Consider the following 22,879-nt stretch of genomic DNA (forward strand, 5'->3'; position numbering starts at 1 on the left):
CGTGCCCCGGGGCCACCGGCCCTCGCTAGGGGACCTTCGCGCGCTCGCGGGCGGCCCTGACCCGGCCGAGCGCCACGTCGACGGCGAGGAAGGCCAGCAGGGAGATCCCGAAGAGCGGCATCAGCACACCAAGGCCGACCGCCACGGCCGCCACCACCGCCAGCGCCCACCACGGAAGCTCGCGGGTCGCGCCACGCCCCGGCGGGCGCCCGAAGGCGGGGCCCGTCGCGCCGGTGGGGCGGCGCCGCCACCACATCCGGTAGCCCAGCGTCATCATGGTCAACAGGCCGAGGACCAGCGCGGTCAGGAGGAGCTGGTTGGCCACGCCGAACAGCAGGCCCATGTGCGCGTCGATCCCCCACCTGCTCAGCTTCGCCATCAGCGGATAGTCGGCGAAGCGCAGTTCGTCGACGACCTCGCCGGTCGCGGGGGCGACCGCCACGGAGTCCAGGTTCGTCGGCCACTGCTTGTCCAGCTCGGTGACGGTGTAGGCCGAGCCCTCCGACACCGGTGGGACGACCTCGACGGCGGCGGTCAGCCCCGCCTCCCGGGCGCTTTGCACCACGTGGTCGATCCCGACGTCCACCCCGACCGGCCCGGCCGAGGCCGCGGGGACCTCGGTGGCGACCACGGGGGTCTGCCAGGAGAGCGCCGCCCGTATATCGGCCACGTTCTCTCCAGCGAAACGCGACCAGGTCAGGCCGGTTGCCGACAGGAACAGCAGCCCGACCAGCGCCCAGACGCCGATCGCGCCGTGGACCGCCATGAGCCGGGACCGTCCGGGCGCTCCGGGCCGGGGCAACAGGACGCCGCGCAGGCGCTCCCCGCGCCGACGGCGGCGCGCGATCCACAGCACGGCCCCGCCCAGGGCCACCGGCGCCAGCCAGCTCGCGGCGAGCTCGCTGTAGACGCGCCCCGGCTCGCCCAGGTGCAGGTTGCGGTGGAGCAGGTCGATCCAGGTGCGGACGGGCAGGGCCCCGCTGCCGCCGTAGCTGACGAGGGTGCCGCGCACCTCGGCGGTGTGGGGATCGACGAACACGGCCTGGCTGTAGCTCGGCCCCATGTCGTCGAGGTGGAACATGACCCGGGTGGTGTCTCCCGGTTCGGCCGCCGGGCGCACGGCCTTGAGCTCGGCGCCGGGCAGGGTGTCCTGTGCCGCCGCGACCTGCTCGCGCAGCGACACCTGTTCCGCTCCGACGGGAACGTGCAGTTCCCGGTCGTAGACGACCTGTTCCAGTTGTGGCGTCCACACGTAGAGCAGGCCGCTGATCGCGGCGACGAAGATGAACGGGGCGACGAGCACCCCGGCGTAGAAGTGCAGGCGCAGCAGCAGCCGGCGCAGCGGCGGCCAGGCTCCGGTCCCGGTCCGCGTGGGGCGGCGGCCGGGGGGCGGTGTGCGCTGTTCGGGGGAGGGGGGAAGGACGGGGCGGGCGGGGTCGTCGATGGACACGTCGGCCTCACAATCGGGGGATCGGTGGCTGGTGGGCCGGGTTACCAGGGTCAGTGGTGTCCGGAGTGTCCTTCGTGGCCGCCCTCGGGCTCCTCGCCCTGTTCGCCGACGGAACGTTCGAGCACGGGGGTGTCGACCTGGATCTCGGTCCCCCCGGCGAAGGTGAGGGTGAGGGTGACGGTGTCGCCGGCCGCGATCGGGTCCTCGATCCCCTCCAACATGAGGTGGAACCCGTCCGGTCTCAGCTCGGTGCCTCCTCCGGCGGGCACCGGGATCTCCTCGACGACCTCCATGCCCTTTGAGCTGGTGGTGTAGAGGGCGGTCGTGGCCGAGACCGAGGATTCGGCGGCGACCAGCGGATCGTCCTGCTCGGCGTCGTTGAAGACGGTGAAGTAGGCGCTGGTGGTGCCCTCCTCGGCGGGTTCGACGATCCACGCCTCCTCGACGCGCAGGTCCGCCTGTTGCGCGCCGCCCTTGGCCGGACCGGAGGGGGCGGCCGACGAGGGGGAGGATGACGGTGCGGAGACGCCGCCGGCGCAGCCGGAGAGCAGCGCCAGGGCCAGGAAGGTGGCCGAGGCCGTGGCCAGGGGGGTGATGCGGGGGATGTGTGCCATGTTCGCGTCCTTACGAGGACGGACACGATCCCGAACGACCGGCCGTCCTCTCTTTCCGTGCCGAAAGGAGGAAACGCGCTCCCTCCGTCGATGGGACGGCTCTGTCCACGGATGGGTGACGTTTCCGTCCGCGTTTCCCTGGTGACACCCTCCGTTACCGCCCGGAAACAGTCAAGACTTGAAATCCACGTTCCCGGTCCGGTGGGATCACGCCGCTTCCGGGCCCGGAACGAGTTGTCGCGGGACGGTGCCGGCCGCATCCTCACGGTCGTCATATAGGCCGGGAAGTGACCTGATTCGCGCCTACCTTCGCTGTCGGAAACCATCCCGGCGAAAGGACCACGATGCCTGAGCAGACCAACGCCGCACCGGCGGGCTACACCACCGTCGCCCCCTGGGTCGTCACCGACGACAGTGGGGCGTTCCTCGACTTCGTCGCCCAGGCGTTCGGCGGTGCGGATCTGGGACGGGTATCGACCGAGGACGGCGCGATCGGCCACGCCGAGATCCGCATCGGCGACACCGTCGTGCTGGCCTTCGACCGGCACGTCGACTGGCCCGTCATGCCGAGCCTGCTGCGTGTCTTCGTCCCCGACGCGGACGAGGCGTTCGCGCGGGCCATCGCGGCCGGCGGCCAGGTCGTCACCCCCGTGGACGACGACGCCTTCGGGCAGCGCGGAGGGCGGATCAAGGATCCCTTCGGCAACATCTGGTGGGTGACCGCCTGCGTCGAGTACGTCTCCGAGGAGGAGGTGTGGAGACGGCTTCAGGAGCCCGCCTACGCCGATTCCATGCGCGTGGCCCAGGAGACGCTCGACGCCGAGCTCAGCGGCCGGGACCACGGGCGCAGCAGCGCGCCCCTCACAACGGACGGCTCACCGCATCGCTCCAACCCCTCGTGAACCGGACCGGCGCGCCCCTCCCCTACCGTTTGATCCCCTGCCGGAAAACAGGGCCGGGGTTCAAGCGAACGCGCCCCGGCCAGTGGCCCGGCGCCCCCATGGGCTCCAACCTCCCCACCGCTTCGGGCGTGGCGGCCGGCGCGCCGCGCCCGTCCGCGCGGGTGCCGCTGTCGAAGCCCGTCCCTCCGCCACGTGGGCATCCGGCCCCGTGGCGGGCGGCCGGACGCCCGTCCGAGGCGACGGCTCCGAACGGACGCCGGGGCGCGCTGCCCCCGATCTTCCACGGCGCCGCCGGCGACGGCCGGACCCGCTCCGCCCGTCGCCGGCGGCCCTCGTACCAGGCGGGGTTCCCCTACACGCGGGCCTCCACATCGCGCAGCGCGCGCAGGAGTTCCGCGCGCGCCCGCGCCACCCGGGAGCGCACCGTGCCCACGGGCACGGTCGTCATCGCGGCGACCTCGTCGTAGGAGTATCCGTGGAGCTGCGTCAGGACGAAGGCGGTCCGCCGTTCCGCGCCCAGCCGCGCCAGCAGGTCGGCCAGCGCGTGCTGCTCGTCGAACCGGCCGGGACGCCCGCCGGCCTCCCCCCACTCCGGTAGCGCCGTCGTCCTCGGACGCGCGGCCAGGTACCGGTAGCGGTCCACGACGACGCGCCGCGCGATCGCCAGCAGCCAGGTCCGCGCCGAGGACCGCGCGGCAAACCGCGGCAGGGCCCGCAGGACCCGGATGTAGGTCTCCTGGGTGAGGTCCTCGACCGCCGACGGGTCGGCCAGGCCGGCGATGTAGCGGGTGACGTCGTGGCGGGTCTCGGCGATCAGCCGTTCCAGGGCCTCGGCGGCCCCGCCCCGGGCCGCGAGGGCGAGCGCGGTCAGTTCGGTGCCGCCGGGCAACGGCCGCCGTTGCGCCGCTGTGGGAGCGGCAGGCGCCTCGTCCGGAGGGGCCGGAGGGGTCGAGTCGAGCGGGAGGGTGTCGTGAATGGGGATGTGGGGAGCGTGTCCCATGGTCGGCTGCCTCTGCTACACGCGCACCGGCGAACGCCCCGGGCCATCGCCCGGTGGGCGGAGACGGGGGTGCGCACACCCGCCGGCCACGGGCCGGGGGCGTGGTGGAAGATGACGTGCGCGGGTCGGCGCCCCGCCGGGGAACGGCCGGGCGCCGACCGGCCGCCGAACCCGCCGCATCACGGAGGGGCGCCACGGCGCGGCGCGGTGGCGGAACGGGTCAGGCGGCGTGCGGCAGAGGTGGTCCGCGCAGGACCAGGACGTGGCGCAGGAACAGGGCCACGGTCGCGCGGTCCGCGCCGCGGGGGCGGCGGCGCGCGGGTGGCCGGGAGGAGGGGAGGACCGGAAGGAGCAGCAGGAGGGGCAGGAGCGCGCGCACGACAAGGCGGAGCAGCGCGAAGGCCGCGGCCTCTCCCCGCCTCAGCCACCACGAGCTGACCAGGGCGGCCACCAGGTGGGCGAGGAGCATCGGGAGGTCCTGGCCCTCCCCTGCGGCGACCGCCTCCGGGGGCACGCCGGCGTGAAGGTGCCCGGCGCCGCCCGCGGGCGTGCCCGATCCCGGGAACAGGGAGGGGAGCAGGTGCAGCGCGAGCTGCGCCCACACCATGGACCCGAAGATGCCGGCGTAGCCGCGTTCCCTGCCCGCGGTGGCCCAGGCGAAGGCGAAGACCAGCGCCAGGCCCAGGAGCGTGGCCGGGATGGAGGGCTCGTGCCCCGCCGCCAGCGCGTGCCCGGCCGTGGACACGCCGACGCACACCGAGGCGAACACCCCGGCGCGCACGGAACGGAACCTCGGCTCTGCTGACACGGTGCCCCCATCGTCGCACCCTCCCGCCCGTGGCCGGCAGGGGGTGGCGGATGGCGGCCACGCCGCCTCGCGCCACGCCCCGGCCACCCCGCCCGGACGGACAGGCCCGGCATGAGCACCCGGCCGGCTCCCCGCCCCCCGTCCCCGGACACGGCGCTGCCGTGTGCCGGGACCGCGCGCGTTGCCCCTCCCCGCCTCGCCTGGAACCGGGCGGCGGCACTGCGGCCGGAGGTGGCCGCGGGTCTGGAACGGCTCGTCGCACCTGTCCCGTCCGCACGCCGGATGTCCTCCCACGCACGGGCGGCGGGGACCACCAAAGGCCGTCCAGGTGCAAGACTGCCGGATGCCTTCCCACGCGCGGGCGGCGGATGAGCGCGCGGCCCGTGCGGAACCCGCCGTCCGCACGGCGGTCGGCGGATGGGCGCGCGCCTCCTCCGATGTCGGCCGGCCCCCATGCCGGAGCATCGGGTGGGCCACGTCGCCGGCCGGGACCGTCCCCTCCTCCACCGGATCGCCTGCGGACTCACAGCCAGCCGCGCCCCCTGGAGCGTCGATGGAGATTCGGTGAGCTGGCCAGTGGTCGCGGGCGACGAGCGACCATTGCCCCGAGCGTCAACGACCCAGACACACCGGACCACGACGTCGAGCGCGCGGATACGCCGGCAGGTGCGCGCACAGGCCCTCACTGGTGCGGGAGGGGTGGCGCTCCAGGTCGGGCTGGTTCTTCAGGGGCCAGATGCCCCCCGTCGGCGATCCAGTGGCATGGGAAAGGCCGACCGCGCCGACGACGGTCGTTGTCCCGTCCTCGAAACGGGCACCCCGGCCCCGTGCCGGCGCGTCCGGACGGCCAGGACGTCACGGTCGGGGCGACCCGTCCGGGCCGGTGGCGCGTGCCCACGCCTCGCGACGGCGCGTCCAGGGGTCTCGTCGGCCGGAGCGGATCCGCGACCGGACCGGCGCACGCACCAGACCTCCCGGAGTTACCGAAGCGAAACAAACCAACCGGTACGTAAGCCACCCTTTCAGCCCTAAAGTCACCCCATGTCCAACCCCCGCCCCCGTTCCCGCCTGCGCCGATGGATCCTCGGGTTCCTCGCCGGCGTCGCGGCACTCCTGCTCATCGCCACCGGAACCGTCGTCTTCACGGTCCAGCGGTCCTTCCCCGACTACGACGGGGAGCTCACCCTGCCCGGCCTGGACGCCCCCGTCACCGTCCGCCGGGACGCCCAGGGCATCCCCCACGTCTACGCCGAGACCACCGACGACCTCTTCCGCGCCCAGGGCTACGTCCACGCCCAGGACCGCTTCTGGCAGATGGACTTCAACCGTCACGTGACCGCCGGGCGCACCGCCGAGCTGTTCGGCGAGGCACAGGTGGAGACCGACGCCTACCTGCGCACGATGGGCTGGCGCCGTGTCGCCGAGCAGGAGTACGACCTGCTCTCCGAGGAGACCCGGCGCAACCTCGACGCCTACGCCGAGGGAGTCAACGCCTACCTCGACGGCCGCTCCCCCTCAGCGGTGAGCGTCGAATACGCCCTGCTCGGGGTGATCGGCGGGGACACCACGATCGAGGAGTGGAGTCCCGTCGACAGCCTCGCCTGGCTCAAGGCGATGGCGTGGGACCTGCGCGGCAACATGGAGGACGAGATCGAGCGGGCCGGCCTGCTCGCCTCAGGCCTGGAACGCGACCAGATCGAGGAGCTCTACCCCGACTACCCCGAGGAGGAGCACACCCCCATCGTCACCGAGGGAAAGGTCGACGACGGCGCGTTCCGCCCCGAGGAGGGCGCGCGGCATGAGGACGACGACACCCCGGTGGTGCGCGAGGCCGCCCGGGGCGCCGCGGCCCTCGGCGCGGTCGGCGCCGGTCTGGCCGAGTTGCCCCGGTTGCTGGGCCCCGCCTCCCCCGAGCTGGGCTCCAACTCCTGGGTGGTCTCGGGCGAGCACACCGAGTCGGGGCTGCCGCTGCTGGCCAATGACCCGCACCTGGGCGCGCAGATGCCGTCGGTGTGGCACCAGGGCGGACTGCACTGCGCCCCGGTGTCACAGGAGTGCCCCTATGACGTCGTCGGGTTCGGCTTCGCCGGGCTGCCCGGCGTCGTGATCGGGCACAACGACCGCGTCGCCTGGGGGTTCACCAACCTGGGACCCGACGTCACCGACCTGTACCTGGAGAAGGTCGAGGGCGACCACTACGTCGTGGACGGTGAGCGGCTGCCGCTGGAGACCCGGCAGGAGACGATCAAGGTGGCCGGCGGCGAGGACGTCGAGATCACGGTGCGCTCCACCGGCAACGGCCCGCTGCTGTCGGACGTGGCGGCCGGCGCCGCGCTACAGGAGTTCGGCCGCAACGCGCCGGTGGACGCCGACGGCGAGCCCGCCCGGGAGGCCGTGGAATCCGACTACGCCGTCGCGTTGCGGTGGACCGCGTTGGAGCCCGGCAGGACCGCCGACGCGATCTTCCTGATGAACCGCGCCCGCGACTTCGATGACTTCCGCGCGGCCGCGCGCTCCTTCGAGGTGCCGGCGCAGAACCTCGTCTACGCCGACGTCGAGGGCACGATCGGCTACCAGGCGCCCGGCCGCGTCCCGGTCCGGGGGAAGGGCGACGGTCGCTGGCCGGCCCCCGGCTGGGACTCCGCCTACGCCTGGAAGGGGGAGATCCCCTTCGAGGAGCTTCCCTACGTCCGCGATCCGGGCGCGGGCTACGTCGTCACCGCGAACCAGGCGGCGGTGGGCTCCGACTACGCCCACCTGCTCACCTCCGACTGGGACTACGGCTACCGCGCCCAGCGCATCGACGACCTGCTGTCCGCGGCGATCGAGGCGGGGCCGGTGTCGACGCAGGACATGCTGGAGATCCAGCTCGACAACGAGAACTCCGGGGCCCGCGCGGTCGTCCCCCACCTGCTGGAGGCCGAGGTCGAGGGGGCCGCGGCGACCGCTCGCGACCTGCTGGCCGACTGGGACTTCCAGCAGGACGTGGATTCGGCCGCGGCGGCGTTCTACAACGCGACCTGGCGCCACCTGCTGCCGCTGTTGTTCGACGAGCTGCCCGAGGAGTACCCGATGGACGGCGGCTCCCGTGGCTTCCTCGTGGTCTCCCGGCTCCTGGAGGACCCGGACTCCTCGTGGTGGAGCGGTTCTGCGGCCGACGGCCGCGAGGAGATCCTGGCCACGGCGATGGAGCGGGCCGCGGCCGAGCTCACCGAGCGGCTGGGGGACGTCCCCTCCGAGTGGCGCTGGGGCGACCTGCACACGCTGACCGCGACCGACCAGTCGTTCGGCACCTCGGGGATCGGCCCGGTGGAATGGCTGGTGAACTCCGCGCCGGTGCAGTCGGGTGGCGGCTCCAGCACGGTCAATGCGACGGGGTGGAACGCGGCGGAGGACTACGCGATCTTGACGGTCCCGTCGATGCGGATGGTGGTGGACCTGGCCGACCCCGACGCCTCCCGTTGGATCAACCTGACGGGGACCTCCGGCCACGCCTTCCACCCCAACCACGAGGACCAGCTGGAGTTGTGGGCCACCGGTGAGTCCACGGCGATGGTCTTCACCGCCGATACCGTGGAGGAGGCGGCACGGCACGAACTGGTCCTGCTCCCCTGACGGGTGTCCCGGTCCGCGCCGGCGCGGACCGGGACGGCGCCCTTCCCCGGCCGGGCGCCGGGCCGCCCGGCCGGGGAGGGGCGCCGAAGACGGCGGGCCCGCCCCTCCCGTGGAGGCGTGCGCCGGCGGGGATGGGGCCGGCAAAGGCGTCCGGTCGCGTCTCCCGCCGTCTCGACGACATCGACGACGCGCTCGAACCCCCTCCTCGCGCCGGCCGGGCCCGGGTCAGCGCGTCCCAGGTCGCCCGCCCCGGCTAAGGTCGATCCGGACCGCCCGGTCCCGGTGTGGCGGGCGGCCCGGAGGACTTCCCGTCCCCTGTACGGCGAGAGAAAGGGACACGATGGGCACCCTGGTGACGCGGATCGCCGACTTCGCGGGACGCTGGTTCGCCCTGCTCGTCCTGCTGGGCGCGCTGGTGGGGCTGGTGTTGCCCGGTCCGTCCGCGCAGTTGTCCCCCTACGTGCCCCTGCTGCTCGGCGTGATCATGTTCGGCATGGGGCTGACGCTGCGGGCGGGTGACTTCGCGATCGTGGCCAGGCGTCCGCTGCCGGTACTGGTCGGCGTGTGCGCCCAGTTCACCGTCATGCCGCTGGCCGGTTACGCGATCGGGCACCTGTTGGGCCTCCCGCCCCTGCTGCTGGTGGGGATGATCCTGGTCGGTGCCGCTCCCGGCGGAACCGCGTCGAATGTCATCGTCTTCTTGGCCCGGGGCGATGTGGCGCTGTCGGTGGCGATGACGTCGATCTCGACGCTGCTGGCCCCGCTGTTCACCCCGTTGCTGGTGGCGTGGTTGGCGGGCTCGTCCCTGCCGGTGGACGCGACCGGCCTGCTCGTGTCGATCCTCCAGGTGGTGCTGCTGCCGGTGGTGGCCGGTTTGGCGGTGCGCGCGCTGGCGGACCGGTTCGTCGAGCGGGTGCTGCCGCTGCTGCCCCTGGTGTCGGTGGGCGGGATCGTCCTGGTCGTCGCGGCGGTGGTGGGCGGCAACGCGGCGACGGTGCGCAGCGCGGGGTTGCTACTGCTCCTGGCCGTCGTGCTGCACAACGGACTGGGCCTGGGGTTGGGCTACCTGATCGGTTGGGCGACCCGGATGCCCGAGGGCGTCCGCCGGGCGATCGGGGTCGAGGTGGGCATGCAGAACTCCGGGCTGGCCGCGACGCTGGCCACGGTCCACTTCAGCCCGGCCGCCGCGCTGCCGGCGGCGCTGTTCTCGGTGTGGCACAACCTGTCGGGGTCCCTCGTCGCCACCTACTGGGCCCGCCGCGACCGCCGGGCCGAGCCGCAGCCCGAGACCGTCTAGGCGTGCTCCCCGGCGCCGGCCGGCCTGGGCCGCGACGGTGGCGGTCCCGGCAAGGCATGGCCGGGTCCCCGCGCGGGCCGGCGGCCACCACCGGGCGCCGCGTCACCGGCGGCTGAGGGGAGGACCCGGCGGCGCGGTGTGGCGCGCCGCCGGGAGCCGGGGAGCGGTCAGCCGATCGCGCTCATGACGTGCTTGACCCGGGTGTAGTCCTCCAGGCTGTAGGCCGACAGGTCCTTGCCGTAGCCGGAGTGCTTGAACCCGCCGTGCGGCATCTCCGAGGCCAGCGCGCCGTGCCCGTTGAGCCACACCGCGCCGAAGTCCAGGTCCGCGCTCATGCGCAGGGCACGCGCGTGGTCCCTGGTCCACACCGAGGCGGCCAGGCCCTGGTCGACGCCGTTGGCCAGGGCGACCGCCTCGGCCTCGGTCTCGAACGACTGGACGGTGAGGATCGGCGCGAAGATCTCCTCGCGGACGATCTCGTCGTCGGCCTTCAGGCCCGAGATGACGGTGGGGGCGACGAAGTAACCGGCCTCGCCGACACGGTGTCCGCCGGTGTGCACGGTGGCGTGCGCGGGGAGGCGTTCGAGCAGCCCCAGGACCCGCTGGAGCTGGTCGGCGTTGTTGAGCGGGCCGAAGTCGGCGTCGGCGTCGGCCGGCAGGCCGGTGCGCTGCTTGGCGGCGCGGGCGGTGAGCTCGGCCACGAGGGCGTCGTGGATCGAGCTGTGGGCGATGACGCGGTTGCCGGCGGTGCAGTCCTGGCCGGCGTTGAGGAAGGCCCCGGCGATGATGCCCTCGGCGGCGGCCGGGATGTCGGCGTCGTCGAAGACCAGGACCGGCGCGTTGCCCCCGAGTTCCAGGTGGAGCCGCTTGAGGTCGGTGGAGGCCGAGCGGGCGACCTGGATGCCGGCGCGGGTGGAACCGGTGATCGACACCAGCCGCGGCACGGGGTGCTCGACGATGAGCCGGCCGGTGTCCCGGTCGCCGAGGACGACGTTGAGCACACCCGCGGGCAGCGCGGTCGCGGCGATCCGGGCCAGCAGGACGGTGGAGCCCGGCGTGGTCTCGGCGGGCTTGAGCACGACGGTGTTGCCCGCGGCCAGCGCCGGCCCGATCTTCCAGACCGCCATCATCAGCGGATAGTTCCACGGGGTGATCTGGGCGCACACGCCGACCGGTTCGCGGCGGATCCAGGAGGTGTGGCCGTCCAGGTACTCGGCCGCGGCCTTGCCCTCCAGGTGACGGGCCGCGCCGGCGAAGAACCGCAGGGTGTCGACGCACATGGGGATCTCCTCGCCGAGCACGACGGCGCGGGGCTTGCCGGTCTCGCGGCACTCGACGTCGGCGACCTCCTCGGCGCGGGCGGCCAGGCCGTCGGCGATGGCCAGCAGCGCGTCTTGGCGCTGCGCGGGGGTGGCCTTGCGCCATGTCGCGAAGGCCGTCGCCGCGGCCTGCATGGCCGCCTCGACCTCGGCCGCGCCCGAGACGGTCGCGGTCCCGGTCTGTTCCCCGGTGACCGGGTCGATCAGCGAAGAGGTGCGGCCGTCGGCGGCGAGGACGTCCTCGCCGCCGATGACGTCGGCCAGGGTGGTGCTCATCGGGTGTTTCCTTTGCTCGTCGTTGCGACCGGCGCGGGCGGCGTGCCTCCCACGCAGCCTATCGGCGGATAGGTGAAGGGCCGGACGCGCGGAGATGCGCGCGCCCAGGCCCGGGGTCAGGACACGACCGGCTCGCCCTCGCGGGCGGAGACGGCCTCGATGGGGGTGTCCGCGGCGGGCACGAACCGCGGCCCGGCCGGGCCGAACACGCCACGGGGTTCGGGGAAGAGCGTGACGGTGAGCGGGTAGATGACGGCGGCGCTCAGCAGCGCCACGACCAGGCTGACGTCCACGCCCCCGGCCACCCCCGCGAAGGGGCCGACGATCAGCGGCGTGTTGGCGAACAACAGGCCGGCGACGGCCGCGACCAGCCAGGCGACCATCGCCCGCCAGTTCACCCCCCGGGTGAACCAGTAGGCGCCTCCCCGGCGTCCCTCGTTGAACACCTGTAGGTCCTCGACCAGGTAGTGGCCGCGGCGCAGGAGGTAGCCGATCATCATGACGACCATCCACGGCGAGGTCAGCAGCACGATGAGGGTGGAGAAGGCGTTGATCGAGTCCACGATGCTGAACCCGAAGCTGCCCGCGAAGATGAGCACGAGCGCGAGCGTGCCGACGACCGCGGTCCCCTGGACCCGGTTGAGCCGCGGGAACAGGGAGCTGAAGTCCAGCCCGGTCCCATACAGCGCGGTGGTCCCGGTGGACAGGCCGCCGATGAGGGCGACCAGGATGAGCGGCAGCGCGTACCACAGCGGGGACGCCGCGGCCAGTCCCGTCACGTACTCGCCGGGGTCGGCGACCAGGGTGGCGGTGGCCACCCCGAACAGGAAGGGCAGCAGGGTGGCGATCTGGGCGAGGAAGGGCGCGGCCAGCAGCGACCGGGTGGAGTGGGTGGCCGGGATGTAGCGGGCCCAGTCACCGAGGAAGGCGCCGAAGGAGACCGGGTTGGCCATGACGGTCAGGGCCGCCAGCACCCACGTGGGCCAGAAGTCGCCGAGGATGTAGTCGCCGGTACCGGCGTAGGAGGGGTCGAAGGAGCCGCCGTAGGCGAACACCCCCAGCAGCATGATGGCGCTGCCCGCGATGACCGCCACCTTGTTGACCAGCAGCATGAACTGGTAGCCGAAGATGCACACCACGAACACCGCGACCGCGATGACCGCGTAGGCGACCGCGCGCAGCGCCTCGCCGCCGTCCAGGCCGAAGCGCAGCGCGGCGCCGACGATCGCGTCGCCGCTGACCCACACCGAGATGGAGAAGAAGGTCACCGCGGTCAGCAGCGACAGGAACGAGCCCAGCGCCCGGCCGACCACGCCGAAGTGCGCGCCCGAGGAGATCGCGTTGTTGGTGCGCGTGCGCGGCGCGAACAGCGCCATGGGCGACAGGATGAGCGCGCCGACGACCACCCCGACGAGGGTCGCCGAGACCGCGGCGCCCAGGCTCAGCCCGTAGGCGATGGGCAGGGTGCCCAGGATGATCGTGGCGAAGGTGTTGGCCCCGCCGAAGGCCAGCCGGAACAGGTCGAGGGGCCGTGAGGTCTGGGCGCGCGGCGGGATGGGGGCGATGCCGTAGGACTCCACCGTGGTGATGCCCTGGGCCGCGGGGGACGGCGTTGAGGGGACGGTCATGCGGTCTTCCTCGGGTGAGGCGCCCGTGTCGCGGGGCGGGGAGGGACCCGGGGGACCGTGGCGCCGTTGCCACGGTCCCCCGGGCGGGGAAGGGGGGTGGGCGGGGCGTTCGGGGAGCGCGGCTCAGCCCAGGTGGGTGGGCGCGAACATGCGCAGCAGCGCCGGGAGCACCACGACCGACGGGCCGGGCCGGGCGAGCGCCGCGGCCAGGTCGGCCTCCAGGGTCTCGACGGAGCTGAGCGTGGCCTCGACCCCGAAGGAGCGGGCCAGCGCGACGAAGTCGGGGCGGGCCAGCTCGGTGTGGGTGGCCTGCCCGAACGCGTCGGTCATGTACTCGCGCAGGATGCCGTAGCCGCCGTCGTCGACGATGAGCCAGGTGACGTCGAGGTCGTGCTGGCGCAGCGCGGCGAGTTCGGCGATGGAGTACATGGCGCCGCCGTCACCGGAGACGGCGAGGACCGGCCCGTCGTGTCCGGCCGCCGCGCCGATCGCCGCGGGCAGGCCGAATCCGAGGCCGCCGGCGCCCTGCGCCGAGTGCATGCCGGCGTTGCGCGGGTCCCAGGCCGACCACGCCCAGTAGCCCAGGATCGTCATGTCCCAGAAGCTGGGGGCGTCGTCGGGCAGCGCGGCCCGGACCGCCGCCACGACCCGGTGCTCGCGGTCGAGGTCCTGGCCGGCCAGCCGCTCGGCGACGCGCGCCTTGACCTGGGCGACCTCCGCGAAGACCGCGGGGTCGGCCGCGCGGGGCCTGACCCGCCCGGCCAGCGCGGTCAACGCGAGCGCGGCGTCGGCGTGGACGCCCAGCGCGGCGTGGTTGGCCTCCAGCTTGCCGAGGTCGGCCTCGACCTGGATCAGCCGGCCGGTGGGGGCGAAGGTGTGGTAGTTGCTGGACAGTTCGCCCAGCCCCGAGCCCACGACGGCGAGCACGTCGGCCCGCTCCAGGTAGTCGGTGAGGTGGCGGTCCTCCAGCCACGACTGCAACGACAGCGGGTGCTCCCAGGGGAAGGCGTCCTTGCCGCCGAAGGTGGTGGCCACCGGCGCCTGGAGCCGTTCGGCCAGTTCCACCAGCGCGGCCCGCCCTCCCGAACGCGACACACCGCCGCCGGCGAGGATGACGGGACGGCGCGCCGACGACAGCAGCCGGGCCGCCTCCTCGATCAGCTCGGGGCGTGGGGCGAGCGGCGCGGGTTCGGCGTCCAGCGCGGTCACCGGCGGCACCCCGGCCGGGCCGAGCAGGACGTCTTGGGGGATCTCCACCCACGCCGGTCCCGCGGGCGCCGTGGCGGCGTCGCGCCAGGCCGCGGCGATCGCCGAGGGGATCTGCGAGGCGTGCCGGACCACGTGGGTGGACTTCACGACACCGGCGAAGCTCGCCTGCTGGTCGGGCAGCTCGTGCAGGAAGCCGCGCCGTGCCCCGCCGAGGCCGGCCGAGGGGATCTGGCTGCTGATCCCCAGCACCGGCACCGAGGCCGCGCGCGACTCCTGGAGCGAGGCCAGGGTCAGCAGCGCCCCCGGGCCGGTGGAGACCAGCAGCGGCGTCACCTCACCGGTGGCCCGGGCGTGCCCGTCGGCGGCGAACGCGGCGTTGTTCTCCACCCGGCTGGACACCAGGCGCAGTTCCGGGCGGCGGCGCAGCGCGTCGAACAGCCCCAGGGCGTGCTGCCCCGGGATGCCGAAGGCGGTGCGCGCGCCGAGCGCGATCAGGGACTCGACGACGAGGTCGCCGCCGGTGCGGGCATGGGTCATGCGTCCTCGCCCTTCCGACCGGCGTTCAACGCGAGCACGCTGACCAGGTCGTAGGCGACGTGGGACGCCGCGGTCGCGGTGATCTGGGCGTGGTCGTAGGCCGGGGCGACCTCGACCACGTCGGCGCCGACCAGGTTGCAGGTGGACAGGCCGCGCAGGATCTCCAGCAGCTCGCGGCTGGTCAGACCGCCGGCCTCGGGCGTTCCCGTGCCGGGGGCGTGCGCCGGGTCGAGCACGTCGATGTCGACGGAGACGTAGAGGGGGCGCGAGCCGATGCGCTGGCGCAGCGCGTCGACGATCTCGTCGACGCCCTTGCGCATGACGTCGGCGGAGGTGACGATGCCGAACCCGAAGCGCCGGTCGTCCTCCAGGTCCTTCTTGCCGTAGAGCGGGCCGCGGGTGCCGACGTGGGCGATGGCCTCGGTGTCGAGGATGCCCTCTTCCACGGCGCGGCGGAACGGCGTGCCGTGGGTGTAGGGCTCACCGAAGTAGGTGTCCCAGGTGTCGAGGTGGGCGTCGAAGTGCAGCATCGCGATGGGGCCGTGGACACGGTGCAGCGAGCGCAGCAGCGGCAGCGCGATCGTGTGGTCGCCGCCCAGCGTCACCAGACGGGTGCCGGAGCCCACGAGCTGGCTGGCCGCCTCGTCGATCCGCTCCACGGCGTCTCCGATGGAGAACGGGTTGACCGCGATGTCACCGCCGTCGGCCACCTGCACCTCGGCGAAGGGCGAGACGTCCAGACCCGGGTGGTAGGGACGCAGCAGGCGGCTGGCCTCGCGGATCGCCGAGGGCCCGAACCGGGCACCGGGCCGGTAGGAGACCCCGGTGTCGAACGGCACGCCCACGATCGCGATGTCGGCGCGCTCGACCTGGTCCAGGCGCGGCAGCCGGGCGAAGGTGGCGGGACCGGCGAAGCGCGGGGTCAGGCTGGAGTCGGTGGGACCGATCGGGGTGGTCACGAGGTGTTCCTTCCGCTGTCGTGGTAGGGGATGGATGGGGTGTCGGCTCAGTTGGCCGGGGCCGGCGCCTGCGCCTCTTCGTCCGCGCCCTCGCCGCGCAGGCGTGCCTGCCAGGTGGCGATGACATCGGCGTCGGTGGGCTTGGTGCACAGGCTCACCACGACGTAGACGACGAGGCTGGCGCCCAGTCCGTAGTAGATCGGCTCGTTGGCGAGCATGCCCTTGACCGCCATCGTGACGATGACGACGACCGCGCCGGCCAGCATGGAGGCCAGCGCGCCGGCGCGCGTGCCCCGCTTCCAGATCAGGCCGCCCAGGATGGCGACGAGCAGGCCGCCCACGAGGATGTTGTAGGCGACGGTGAGCGCGGAGACGACGTCGCTGACCATGAGCGAGACACAGATCGAGGCGATGCCCAGGACCAGGGTGAACATCCGGTTGGCCGCGACCTCGTCCCGCTGCCCGCCCTCGGCGGGCTCGGGGGAGCGACCGAAGAGGCGGCGCGCCTGCGGCCACAGGTCGGTGGCGGTGACGGTCGAGCAGGCGATGAGGGCGCCGCTGGCGGTGGACATGACCGCGGACAGGGCGGCGGCGAGCACCAGTCCGGCCACGCCGACCGGCAACGTGTCCTCGACGATGAGCGTGAAAGCGTCGTCGGGGTTGTCCAGGCCGGGGAAGAGCACGGCCGCGGCGGTACCGATGAGCGCGCCGGCCACCGCGTAGATGAGGCAGTACACGCCCGCGCCGAGTCCACCGCGCATGGCGACGCGGTCGTTGCGCCCGGTGAACACGCGTTGCCAGATGTCCTGGCCGATGAGCAGGCCGAGCGTGTAGATGAGGAAATAGGTGAAGATCGTGCCGCCGCCGATGTTGAGCGGGTCGAAGTGCGCGGGCCCGAGCGCCTCGCGCATGCCGGAGATGCCGCCGGCGTGCCAGACGGCGATGGGCGTGAGGATCAGCAGCAGACCGATCGTCTTGATGATGAACTGCGCGATGTCGGTCATCGTCACCGACCACATTCCACCCAGCGTGGAGTAGGTGACGACGATGGCGCCGCCCAGGATGATCGCCACGGCGCGCGGCATGTCGAACAGTCCGCTGAAGACCGTGGAGAAGGCCAGGGTCGAGGGGACCGTGAGCATGAAGGTGTAGCCCCACATGACCAGGCCCGAGATCACCCGCGACCCGCCGCCGTAGCGCAGGTCGAGCATCTCCGAGACCGTGTAGACGCGCAGCCGCGAGATGCGGCGGGCGAAGAACAGGTGCAGCAGGATGATGCCCAGACCGATCGCGCCGACCAGCCAGGCGCCGGAGATGCCGTAGGTGTAGCCGAGGCCGATCCCGCCGATCGTCGACGCGCCGCCCAGCACGACGGCCGCCATGGTGCCCGAGTACATGAAGACGCCGAGCCTGCGCCCCGCGACGAGGTAGTCGGACCGGTTCTGGGTGCGGCGCATGCCCCACCACCCCAGGGCGAGCATGCCCAGCAGATAGGCGGCGATCACCGCGATATCGATGCCCAAAGGGTCCTCCTCGTTCTCACATGTTCGGCGCGCCCGACCCCGGGCATCCCGCCAGATGTCCAGGTCAACAGGCTTTCAGCACGGTAAACAGTCGGTAAGCTGCGGAGTAAGTGGATGAAGAGCATCACATCAAACGCGTCTTTGGATGGTTCACCCATTGTCTTCGCTCACGCTCGGTGGTGACGGCCCTCACGACGACCGTACGGTCCCCCTCCGGGCGGTGACGGAGCGGCGCGCCCTGGGACTGCGCACGCTCGTCCCGCCGCCGGCCGCCGAACCGCCGGTGCGCTGGGCTCTCGTCAGCGAGCTCACCGATCCGGTCCCCTACCTGCGCGGCCGGGAACTTCTGCTCACCGCCGGGGTGAACCTGCCCGAGGACTCCGAGGCGACCGCGCGCTACGTCACCGGTCTCATCGGGGCGGGGGTGAGCGCCCTCGGCTTCGGGGTGACCCCGGTGCACGACGTGGTGCCCCCCGCGCTGGTCGAACAGTGCCGTTCCCAGGGGTTGCCGCTGCTGGAGGTCCCCCGCGAGACACCGTTCGTCGCCGTCTCGCAGGCGGTCGGCGAGGCGCTGGAGGAGCTCCACGTCCAGGAGCTGCGCAGGCTCGGGGACGCGCACCGCGCGTTGGCCAAGGCCGTGACCGCCGCCGCCCCCGTCGAGCGGGTGCTGCGGACGCTGGCCCAGGCCCTGGACTGCTGGGCCGCGCTGACCACCGAGCGTTCGATGACCCACGCCCGTTCGGTGCCGGTGCTCACCGACGAGGTCGCCGAGCTGATCGCGAAGCTGCGCACTCCCGGCGGGCCCCGCAGCGCCAAGGCCCGGATGGCCGGCGAGGAGGTGTTCCTGCACGCCGTCGGCGAGGGAGCGGAGTCCTCGGAGGTGCTCCTGATCGGTCGGGCGGCGCCCTTCGGGATGACCGACCGCGCGGTGCTGGGGACGGCGGTGGCGCTGCTGGGCCTGCTGCTGCGCTCCCCCGCCGAGCACGGGGGCACCCCCGAGGCGCTGCTCACCCGGCTGCTGCTGGGCGATGGGCCCGTCCCCGACCTGGACGGGCTCGTCGCGGAGGTGGTCGGCGCCCCCGAGGGGGAACTGCGGGTGGCCCACGCGCGCTGGCGTGGACGGGGCGCGCGGCCGTCCGGGCCGGCCCTGGCCGACCTGTTCGGCACCCCCTTGGTCGACGCCTCGACCGACGTCGTGCGCGCGATCGTCCCGGCCGGGCGGACGCCCGCCGACGCCGAGGCCGTGCTGGACCGGCTGCGCCGCGCGGGATGGCTGGCCGCGCTGAGCGGGCCGGCCCGCGCCTCGGGGCTGGCCTCGGCCGACCGGCAGGCGTCCGCGCTCCTGGTCCGTGTCCGCGCGATGGACCAGCCCCTCATGTGGTCGCAGCTCGACGACCCCTTCGAGGTGGCGATCGACGCGGCCCGGGCCCGCGACGCCGCCCGGGCGCTCCTGGGTCCCCTCGCCGAGGACACCGAGACCGCGCGCGGCCTGCGCGAGACGCTGCGGGTGTGGCTGGCCCGCCATGGCAACTGGGACCGGGCGGCCGCCGACCTGGGGTCCCACCGCAACAGCGTCCGCTATCGCATCGGCCGCATCGAGCGCGATCTCTACGTCGACCTGGCCGATCCCGAGCATCGGATGCGGCTGTGGTTCGCGCTGAACTGGCTCGACGTCGACTGACCGCGCCGCCGGCGGTCCGCGCCGTCCCCGCGTCCACGCGCTCGGGGCATGGCGGGGTGCGCGCCGGGTAGCGGGCGGCCATGCGTTTCCACGACGACGCCCCTGGCCACCGTTGGATCCTGTTCGTCGGCAACGCCACGACCATCATCCGGTGGGATGACGTGACGGTCATGACCGACCCCAACTTCCTGCACCGTGGACAGTGGGCCTACCTGGGCAAAGGGCTGGTGTCGCGGCGCCGGACGGATCCCGCGCTGGGCCTGGCCGACCTTCCGCCACTGGACGCGATCGTCCTGTCCCACCTGCACGGGGACCACTTCGACCGGGTGGCCCGGCGCGGCCTCGACCACGATCTGCCGATCCTGACCACCCCCCACGCCGCGCGCCGGCTGCACGCCCACGGTTTCGCCCGGACCCGGCCGTTGCGCACCTGGCAGGAGAGCACCGTGCTCAACGGCGGCACCCGGCTGCGGGTCACCTCGGTCCCCGGACGGCACGGCCCCGCCCTGCTGCACCGACTGTTGCCCCCGGTCATGGGCAGTGTCCTGGAGTTCGGGCGGGTGGGCGAACCCACCGAGTTCCGGTTGTACGTCAGCGGGGACACGTTGATGTTCCGCGACATCGCCGAGATCCCCCGTCGCTTCCCCGGGATCGACGCCGCCCTGGTCCACCTGGGCGGGACGACCCTGCCCGGGGGGATTCTGGTGACGATGGACGGAGGGCAGGGCACCCGGCTGGTCCAGACGGTCGGGCCCGAGCGTGTCATGCCGATCCACTACGACGACTACGGCGTCTTCACGTCGCCCTTGTCGGACTTCCAGCGGAGTATGGGGGAGGCGGGGCTGGACGGCCGTATCCGGCTGCTGCCGCGGGGCGAGGCCGTGGCGCTGCCCGGTTGAGGACGAGGGGCGCCGGGGCCGCCTCGCCGTTACGCTCCGTCCCTCCAGGGACCCACGTCCCACCGCGTGTTCGCGCGGGAAACGCCGCGCCAGGGGCGCCGTTCCTTCCGCGGCCCTCTCCCCCGGCGCGCGGCTCCCTCGGAGCCGTGTCCCCGCCCCGGTCCCGACGCCCGGAGCGCGGCCGCCCCACGCGCCGGAAGAGTCCGGGCCGGCTCCCCACCACGGAGCAGAAGCGGATCGGCCCTCCTCCCGGCACCACCGGTTCCAGCCACCGCGCCCCCTGTCCCCGTGCCGGCGCCGTCCGCGCTCGGCGCCCCCTCCAGGGCGTCGCCGACCTCGGCCGATCGCCATCGCGACCGCCCGCAGCGGAACCCGCCGGTCCGGCGCGGTCGTGTTCGGCCCTTCCACCGCGGCCATGACGACCACCACGTCGTGGCGGAGATCAGGGCGGGCCGAGGCCCCATGGCCGTGCGCCCGGTCACGACCATGGCGACGGCGGTCCGGGGATCTCGCGCACGGGGACCGCCGCTTCACGCGCCCCCATCAGGCAGCGAGACCGTCGGCCACCTCCCGGGGCAGGGGCCGGGACCGCGGGCGCGCGGCCGGACGGCGCGCGTGGAGGTCACCCGGTCTCCGTGGGGAGGGGCCGCGGGACACCCTGTCCCGAAACCCCGAGTGCGATTCGGGGCGGATCCGCTGCCCCGCTCCCCCGCGGTGGGGGTCACCCGCCGAGCTCGCCGACCGCGCTGTCCAGGCGACGCGCGAGCGCCTCGGCGTCCGCGCGGGTCACCTCCTCGGCGCCACGCCCGCCGAGGATCTCGTCACGGTCGGCGACGACCAGGGCCCCCTTGTGCTCGGGCTCCTCCAACTGGTCCCGGGACACGACCCGCGCCCTCCCCTCCAGGACGACGAGAAGGGGCGAGGGGTCCGTACGCTTCACGAGCTCCTCGACGTGTTCTGCGCGGATGACGGACATCGTGTCTCCTCAGGGTCGTCGTCGGGACGGGACATGCGGTCGGTGAGCGGGACGGCCTCACGGGGCGGGCGCCTCCCCCAGGGCGCCCAGGGCGTCGCGGGCGAGCTGGAGCTCCTCGCGGGGGCGCACCACCAGCACGGGCACCGCCGCCCCCGGGGCGCTGACAAGGCCGTCCTCGGCCACGTCGGCGCGCTGGGGGATCGACACGCCGAGCACTCCCAGGCGGGCGCAGACCGCCTCGCGCACCTCCGGCTGATCCCACCCGATCTCACCGGTGAACACGATCGCGTCCAGCCCGTCCAGCGCGGTGGCCACGGCGGCGATCTCGCGGGCGGCCCCTCGGGCGAACACCTCCAGGGCGAGACGGGCGTCGGCGTCGCCGGTCTCAGCCGCGCGAACGAGGTCCCGGGTGTCGCCGGAACGCCCCGCGGACAGTCCCAGCAGCCCCGATCGGTGGTACAGCCCCTCGCGTAGCTGTTCGACGGTGAGCCGGGACCCCTCCAGCAGCCACAGCAGCATCCCCGGGTCGACGCTGCCCGACCGTTTGCTCATCGGCAGCCCCTCCAGGGGGGTGAACCCCATGGAGGTGTCGACGCTGCGTCCACGGTCGACCGCGCACACCGAGGCGCCCCCGCCCAGGTGGGCGAGGACCAGCCGCAACTCGCCGGCCCGCCGTCCCAGCAGTTCCGCGGCGCGTCCCAGCGCCCAGGCGTAGGACAGGCCGTGGAAGCCGTAGCGGCGCAGCCCGTACTCGCGACGCCACTCCTGCGGCAGGGGGTAGACGGCGGCGGGCTCGGGCAGGTCCGCGTGGAAGGCCGTGTCGGGGCACAGCACGTGCGGTACGTCGGGGAGCCTGCGGCGCGCGGCGGCCAGGACCGCGAGCGCGGGTTCCAGGTGCAGCGGGTCGACGTCGACGATGGCACGCACCTGCTCGACCGCCGCGTCGTCGGCGATCAGCGGCGTCCGGATGTGCGCCCCGCCGTGCACCAGCCGGTGGGCGACGCCGGTGACACGCTCCTCCCGCCCGTCCAGGATCTCCGCCAGCATCCCCTCGACGCGCTCGCGGTCGGGAACGCGCTCCTCGTGCGCGGTGGCGACGATCTCTTGTCCGGCCACCAGGTGGAGTTGGAGGCTGGAGGATCCGGCGTTGACGGTCAGGATGGCCGATGATGTCGGCACGACACCTCCCAAGGACTCCGGACCGCCGCGGGCGCGGCGGCCCGGGATCCGGCTACCCCCGGCCCCGGGCGGCATGCGCGCGGCCGTCACACCCGGCGCCGGGCAGGCGCAGGGCGGCCGCCGCGACCGTTCCGTAGGCGAGGTGGGGCAGCAGGTCGGAGAGCCAGTCGGTGGCGCTCCAGCGTCGCGGGTCGGTGATGCCGAGCAGGGTCATCGGCGCGGTCGAGCCGACCATGGCCGCCACGGTGAGCGCGGCGGCGTCGATCGCCCAGGGGGTGCGTCGCCGAACCGCGGTCGCGTACAGGAGGCCGACCCCGACGCCGGTGGCATAGCCCAAGAGGGCTCCCCAACCGGAGCGGCGGTTGTCGGCCTCCTCCCCTTCCCCCAGGTCGACTCCTGCGAGCTCGGAGAGTCGTTGGACGCTCTGCTGCGGAGTGCTGCTGGCCGGCCGGCCGCGCAACGCCATGTCCAGGTAGCTGACCGCGTCGAGCGCGGTGGTCCCCGCGGCTCCGGCGAGGAGCCCGATGGTCGTGGTGTGCATGGCGGGCCCGCTACCCGTTTTCGCCGGGTGGTCCCCTCACGGGGCGGGCGGACTGCTACCGGCGGCCCCTGCTCAGACGGTGGCCGCCTCCTCGGCGGGGGCCGGCTGGACCGGGGCCTGCTCCGGCGGGGCGGCGCGGACGATGCAGTTGTCGTCGTCGGTCAAGATGGTTTCGCGCCCGTCCTCCCATTCCACCAGGTAGGGCGGTGCCCCGCCCTCGCCGCGCACCGCGACGATCTCGCCCGAGCGCGTCTGCCCGCCGAGGAAGGAGGCGCAGTGGATCGTGTCCCCCACGTCCCCCGCCGAGGCGGGCTGCGCGCCCGCGGTGGCGAGCACCGCGGCGCCGATCGTCGTGGCGACGGCCCGTCCGAGGCGAGCACCCATGTCGATCACTCCCTTTCGTGGTCTGCCGTGGTCGCGCCGTCGAAGGCGCCCCGGGACGCTTACCCCCCCTAACGATCTGCAA

Annotated in this window: 18 protein-coding genes; 5 read left to right on the forward strand and 13 right to left on the reverse strand. The window is 73.7% G+C overall.

From position 1 onward, the window contains the following. Nucleotides 1-25 precede the first annotated feature (25 nt). Together ACYVHU_RS21750 and ACYVHU_RS21755 are read right to left on the reverse strand one after the other, a co-directional pair. Nucleotides 26-1,450 (reverse strand): PepSY-associated TM helix domain-containing protein, encoded by a 1,425-nt coding sequence (locus ACYVHU_RS21750; RefSeq protein WP_498949410.1) that lies wholly within the window; start codon nt 1,448-1,450, stop codon nt 26-28. A gap of 50 nt (nt 1,451-1,500) precedes the next feature. Then, entirely contained in the window at nt 1,501-2,064 is a 564-nt protein-coding gene (locus ACYVHU_RS21755; protein ID WP_078760798.1) for a copper chaperone PCu(A)C, read from the reverse strand. Between the two features lie 344 nt (nt 2,065-2,408). On the opposite strand from ACYVHU_RS21755, the gene ACYVHU_RS21760 reads away from it, so the two are divergent. After that, nucleotides 2,409-2,966, forward strand: coding sequence for a VOC family protein (locus tag ACYVHU_RS21760; protein WP_078760797.1), 558 nt, complete (start codon nt 2,409-2,411; stop codon nt 2,964-2,966). A gap of 352 nt (nt 2,967-3,318) precedes the next feature. Here the strand turns inward: ACYVHU_RS21760 and ACYVHU_RS21765 are convergent, their stop codons facing one another. Then, nucleotides 3,319-3,966 carry a sigma-70 family RNA polymerase sigma factor gene (locus ACYVHU_RS21765; RefSeq protein WP_078760796.1) on the reverse strand — a complete coding sequence of 216 codons (648 nt, stop codon included), beginning with the start codon at nt 3,964-3,966 and terminating at the stop codon, nt 3,319-3,321. 220 nt (nt 3,967-4,186) lie between these two features. Then, complete coding sequence (locus ACYVHU_RS21770) at nt 4,187-4,774, reverse strand: hypothetical protein (protein WP_078760795.1); 588 nt, start codon at nt 4,772-4,774, stop codon at nt 4,187-4,189. Between the two features lie 1,041 nt (nt 4,775-5,815). Between ACYVHU_RS21770 and ACYVHU_RS21775 the strand changes: the two genes are divergently transcribed. After that, entirely contained in the window at nt 5,816-8,389 is a 2,574-nt protein-coding gene (locus ACYVHU_RS21775; protein ID WP_498949412.1) for a penicillin acylase family protein, read from the forward strand. Between the two features lie 340 nt (nt 8,390-8,729). Then, a complete protein-coding gene (locus tag ACYVHU_RS21780; RefSeq protein WP_078760793.1) occupies nt 8,730-9,686 on the forward strand; it encodes a bile acid:sodium symporter family protein in 957 nt (318 codons plus the stop codon). A gap of 167 nt (nt 9,687-9,853) precedes the next feature. Here the strand turns inward: ACYVHU_RS21780 and ACYVHU_RS21785 are convergent, their stop codons facing one another. The 5 genes from ACYVHU_RS21785 to ACYVHU_RS21805 form a co-directional block, all read right to left on the reverse strand. Next, on the reverse strand, nt 9,854-11,281 hold the full coding sequence (locus ACYVHU_RS21785; RefSeq protein WP_078760792.1) for an aminobutyraldehyde dehydrogenase: 1,428 nt from the start codon (nt 11,279-11,281) through the stop codon (nt 9,854-9,856). A 116-nt stretch (nt 11,282-11,397) separates the two neighbouring features. Further along, a complete protein-coding gene (locus tag ACYVHU_RS21790) occupies nt 11,398-12,909 on the reverse strand; it encodes a purine-cytosine permease family protein (RefSeq protein ID WP_078760791.1) in 1,512 nt (503 codons plus the stop codon). A gap of 123 nt (nt 12,910-13,032) precedes the next feature. Next, nucleotides 13,033-14,655 (reverse strand): thiamine pyrophosphate-binding protein, encoded by a 1,623-nt coding sequence (locus ACYVHU_RS21795; RefSeq protein ID WP_498949413.1) that lies wholly within the window; start codon nt 14,653-14,655, stop codon nt 13,033-13,035. Continuing rightward, complete coding sequence (gene speB / locus ACYVHU_RS21800; RefSeq protein WP_078760789.1) at nt 14,652-15,614, reverse strand: agmatinase; 963 nt, start codon at nt 15,612-15,614, stop codon at nt 14,652-14,654. Before speB ends, ACYVHU_RS21795 begins: the two co-directional genes overlap by 4 nt. A 47-nt stretch (nt 15,615-15,661) precedes the next feature. Continuing rightward, a complete protein-coding gene (locus tag ACYVHU_RS21805; RefSeq protein WP_078760788.1) occupies nt 15,662-17,137 on the reverse strand; it encodes a sodium:solute symporter family protein in 1,476 nt (491 codons plus the stop codon). Nucleotides 17,138-17,357: 220 nt separating this feature from the next. On the opposite strand from ACYVHU_RS21805, the gene ACYVHU_RS21810 reads away from it, so the two are divergent. Together ACYVHU_RS21810 and ACYVHU_RS21815 are read left to right on the forward strand one after the other, a co-directional pair. Beyond that, nucleotides 17,358-18,818 (forward strand): PucR family transcriptional regulator ligand-binding domain-containing protein, encoded by a 1,461-nt coding sequence (locus tag ACYVHU_RS21810; protein WP_327308034.1) that lies wholly within the window; start codon nt 17,358-17,360, stop codon nt 18,816-18,818. Between the two features lie 80 nt (nt 18,819-18,898). Next, the gene (locus ACYVHU_RS21815; protein ID WP_078760786.1) at nt 18,899-19,717 is read left to right on the forward strand and encodes an MBL fold metallo-hydrolase; all 819 of its coding nucleotides are present in this window, start codon (nt 18,899-18,901) and stop codon (nt 19,715-19,717) included. Between the two features lie 721 nt (nt 19,718-20,438). On the opposite strand, the gene ACYVHU_RS21820 is transcribed toward ACYVHU_RS21815, so the two are convergent. From ACYVHU_RS21820 to ACYVHU_RS21835, 4 genes are all read right to left on the reverse strand, one after another. Then, nucleotides 20,439-20,693, reverse strand: a complete 255-nt coding sequence (locus ACYVHU_RS21820) for a hypothetical protein (protein WP_078760785.1) — start codon at nt 20,691-20,693, stop codon at nt 20,439-20,441. Nucleotides 20,694-20,750: 57 nt separating this feature from the next. Continuing rightward, entirely contained in the window at nt 20,751-21,872 is a 1,122-nt protein-coding gene (locus tag ACYVHU_RS21825; protein WP_235000818.1) for an acetate/propionate family kinase, read from the reverse strand. A gap of 52 nt (nt 21,873-21,924) precedes the next feature. Continuing rightward, nucleotides 21,925-22,413 (reverse strand): hypothetical protein, encoded by a 489-nt coding sequence (locus ACYVHU_RS21830; RefSeq protein WP_078760784.1) that lies wholly within the window; start codon nt 22,411-22,413, stop codon nt 21,925-21,927. Between the two features lie 72 nt (nt 22,414-22,485). Further along, nucleotides 22,486-22,797: a DUF1918 domain-containing protein gene (locus tag ACYVHU_RS21835; protein WP_144390004.1), complete on the reverse strand. Its 312-nt coding sequence runs from the start codon at nt 22,795-22,797 to the stop codon at nt 22,486-22,488. Between the last annotated feature and the right edge of the window lie 82 nt (nt 22,798-22,879).

This window comes from Marinactinospora endophytica (assembly GCF_054780875.1).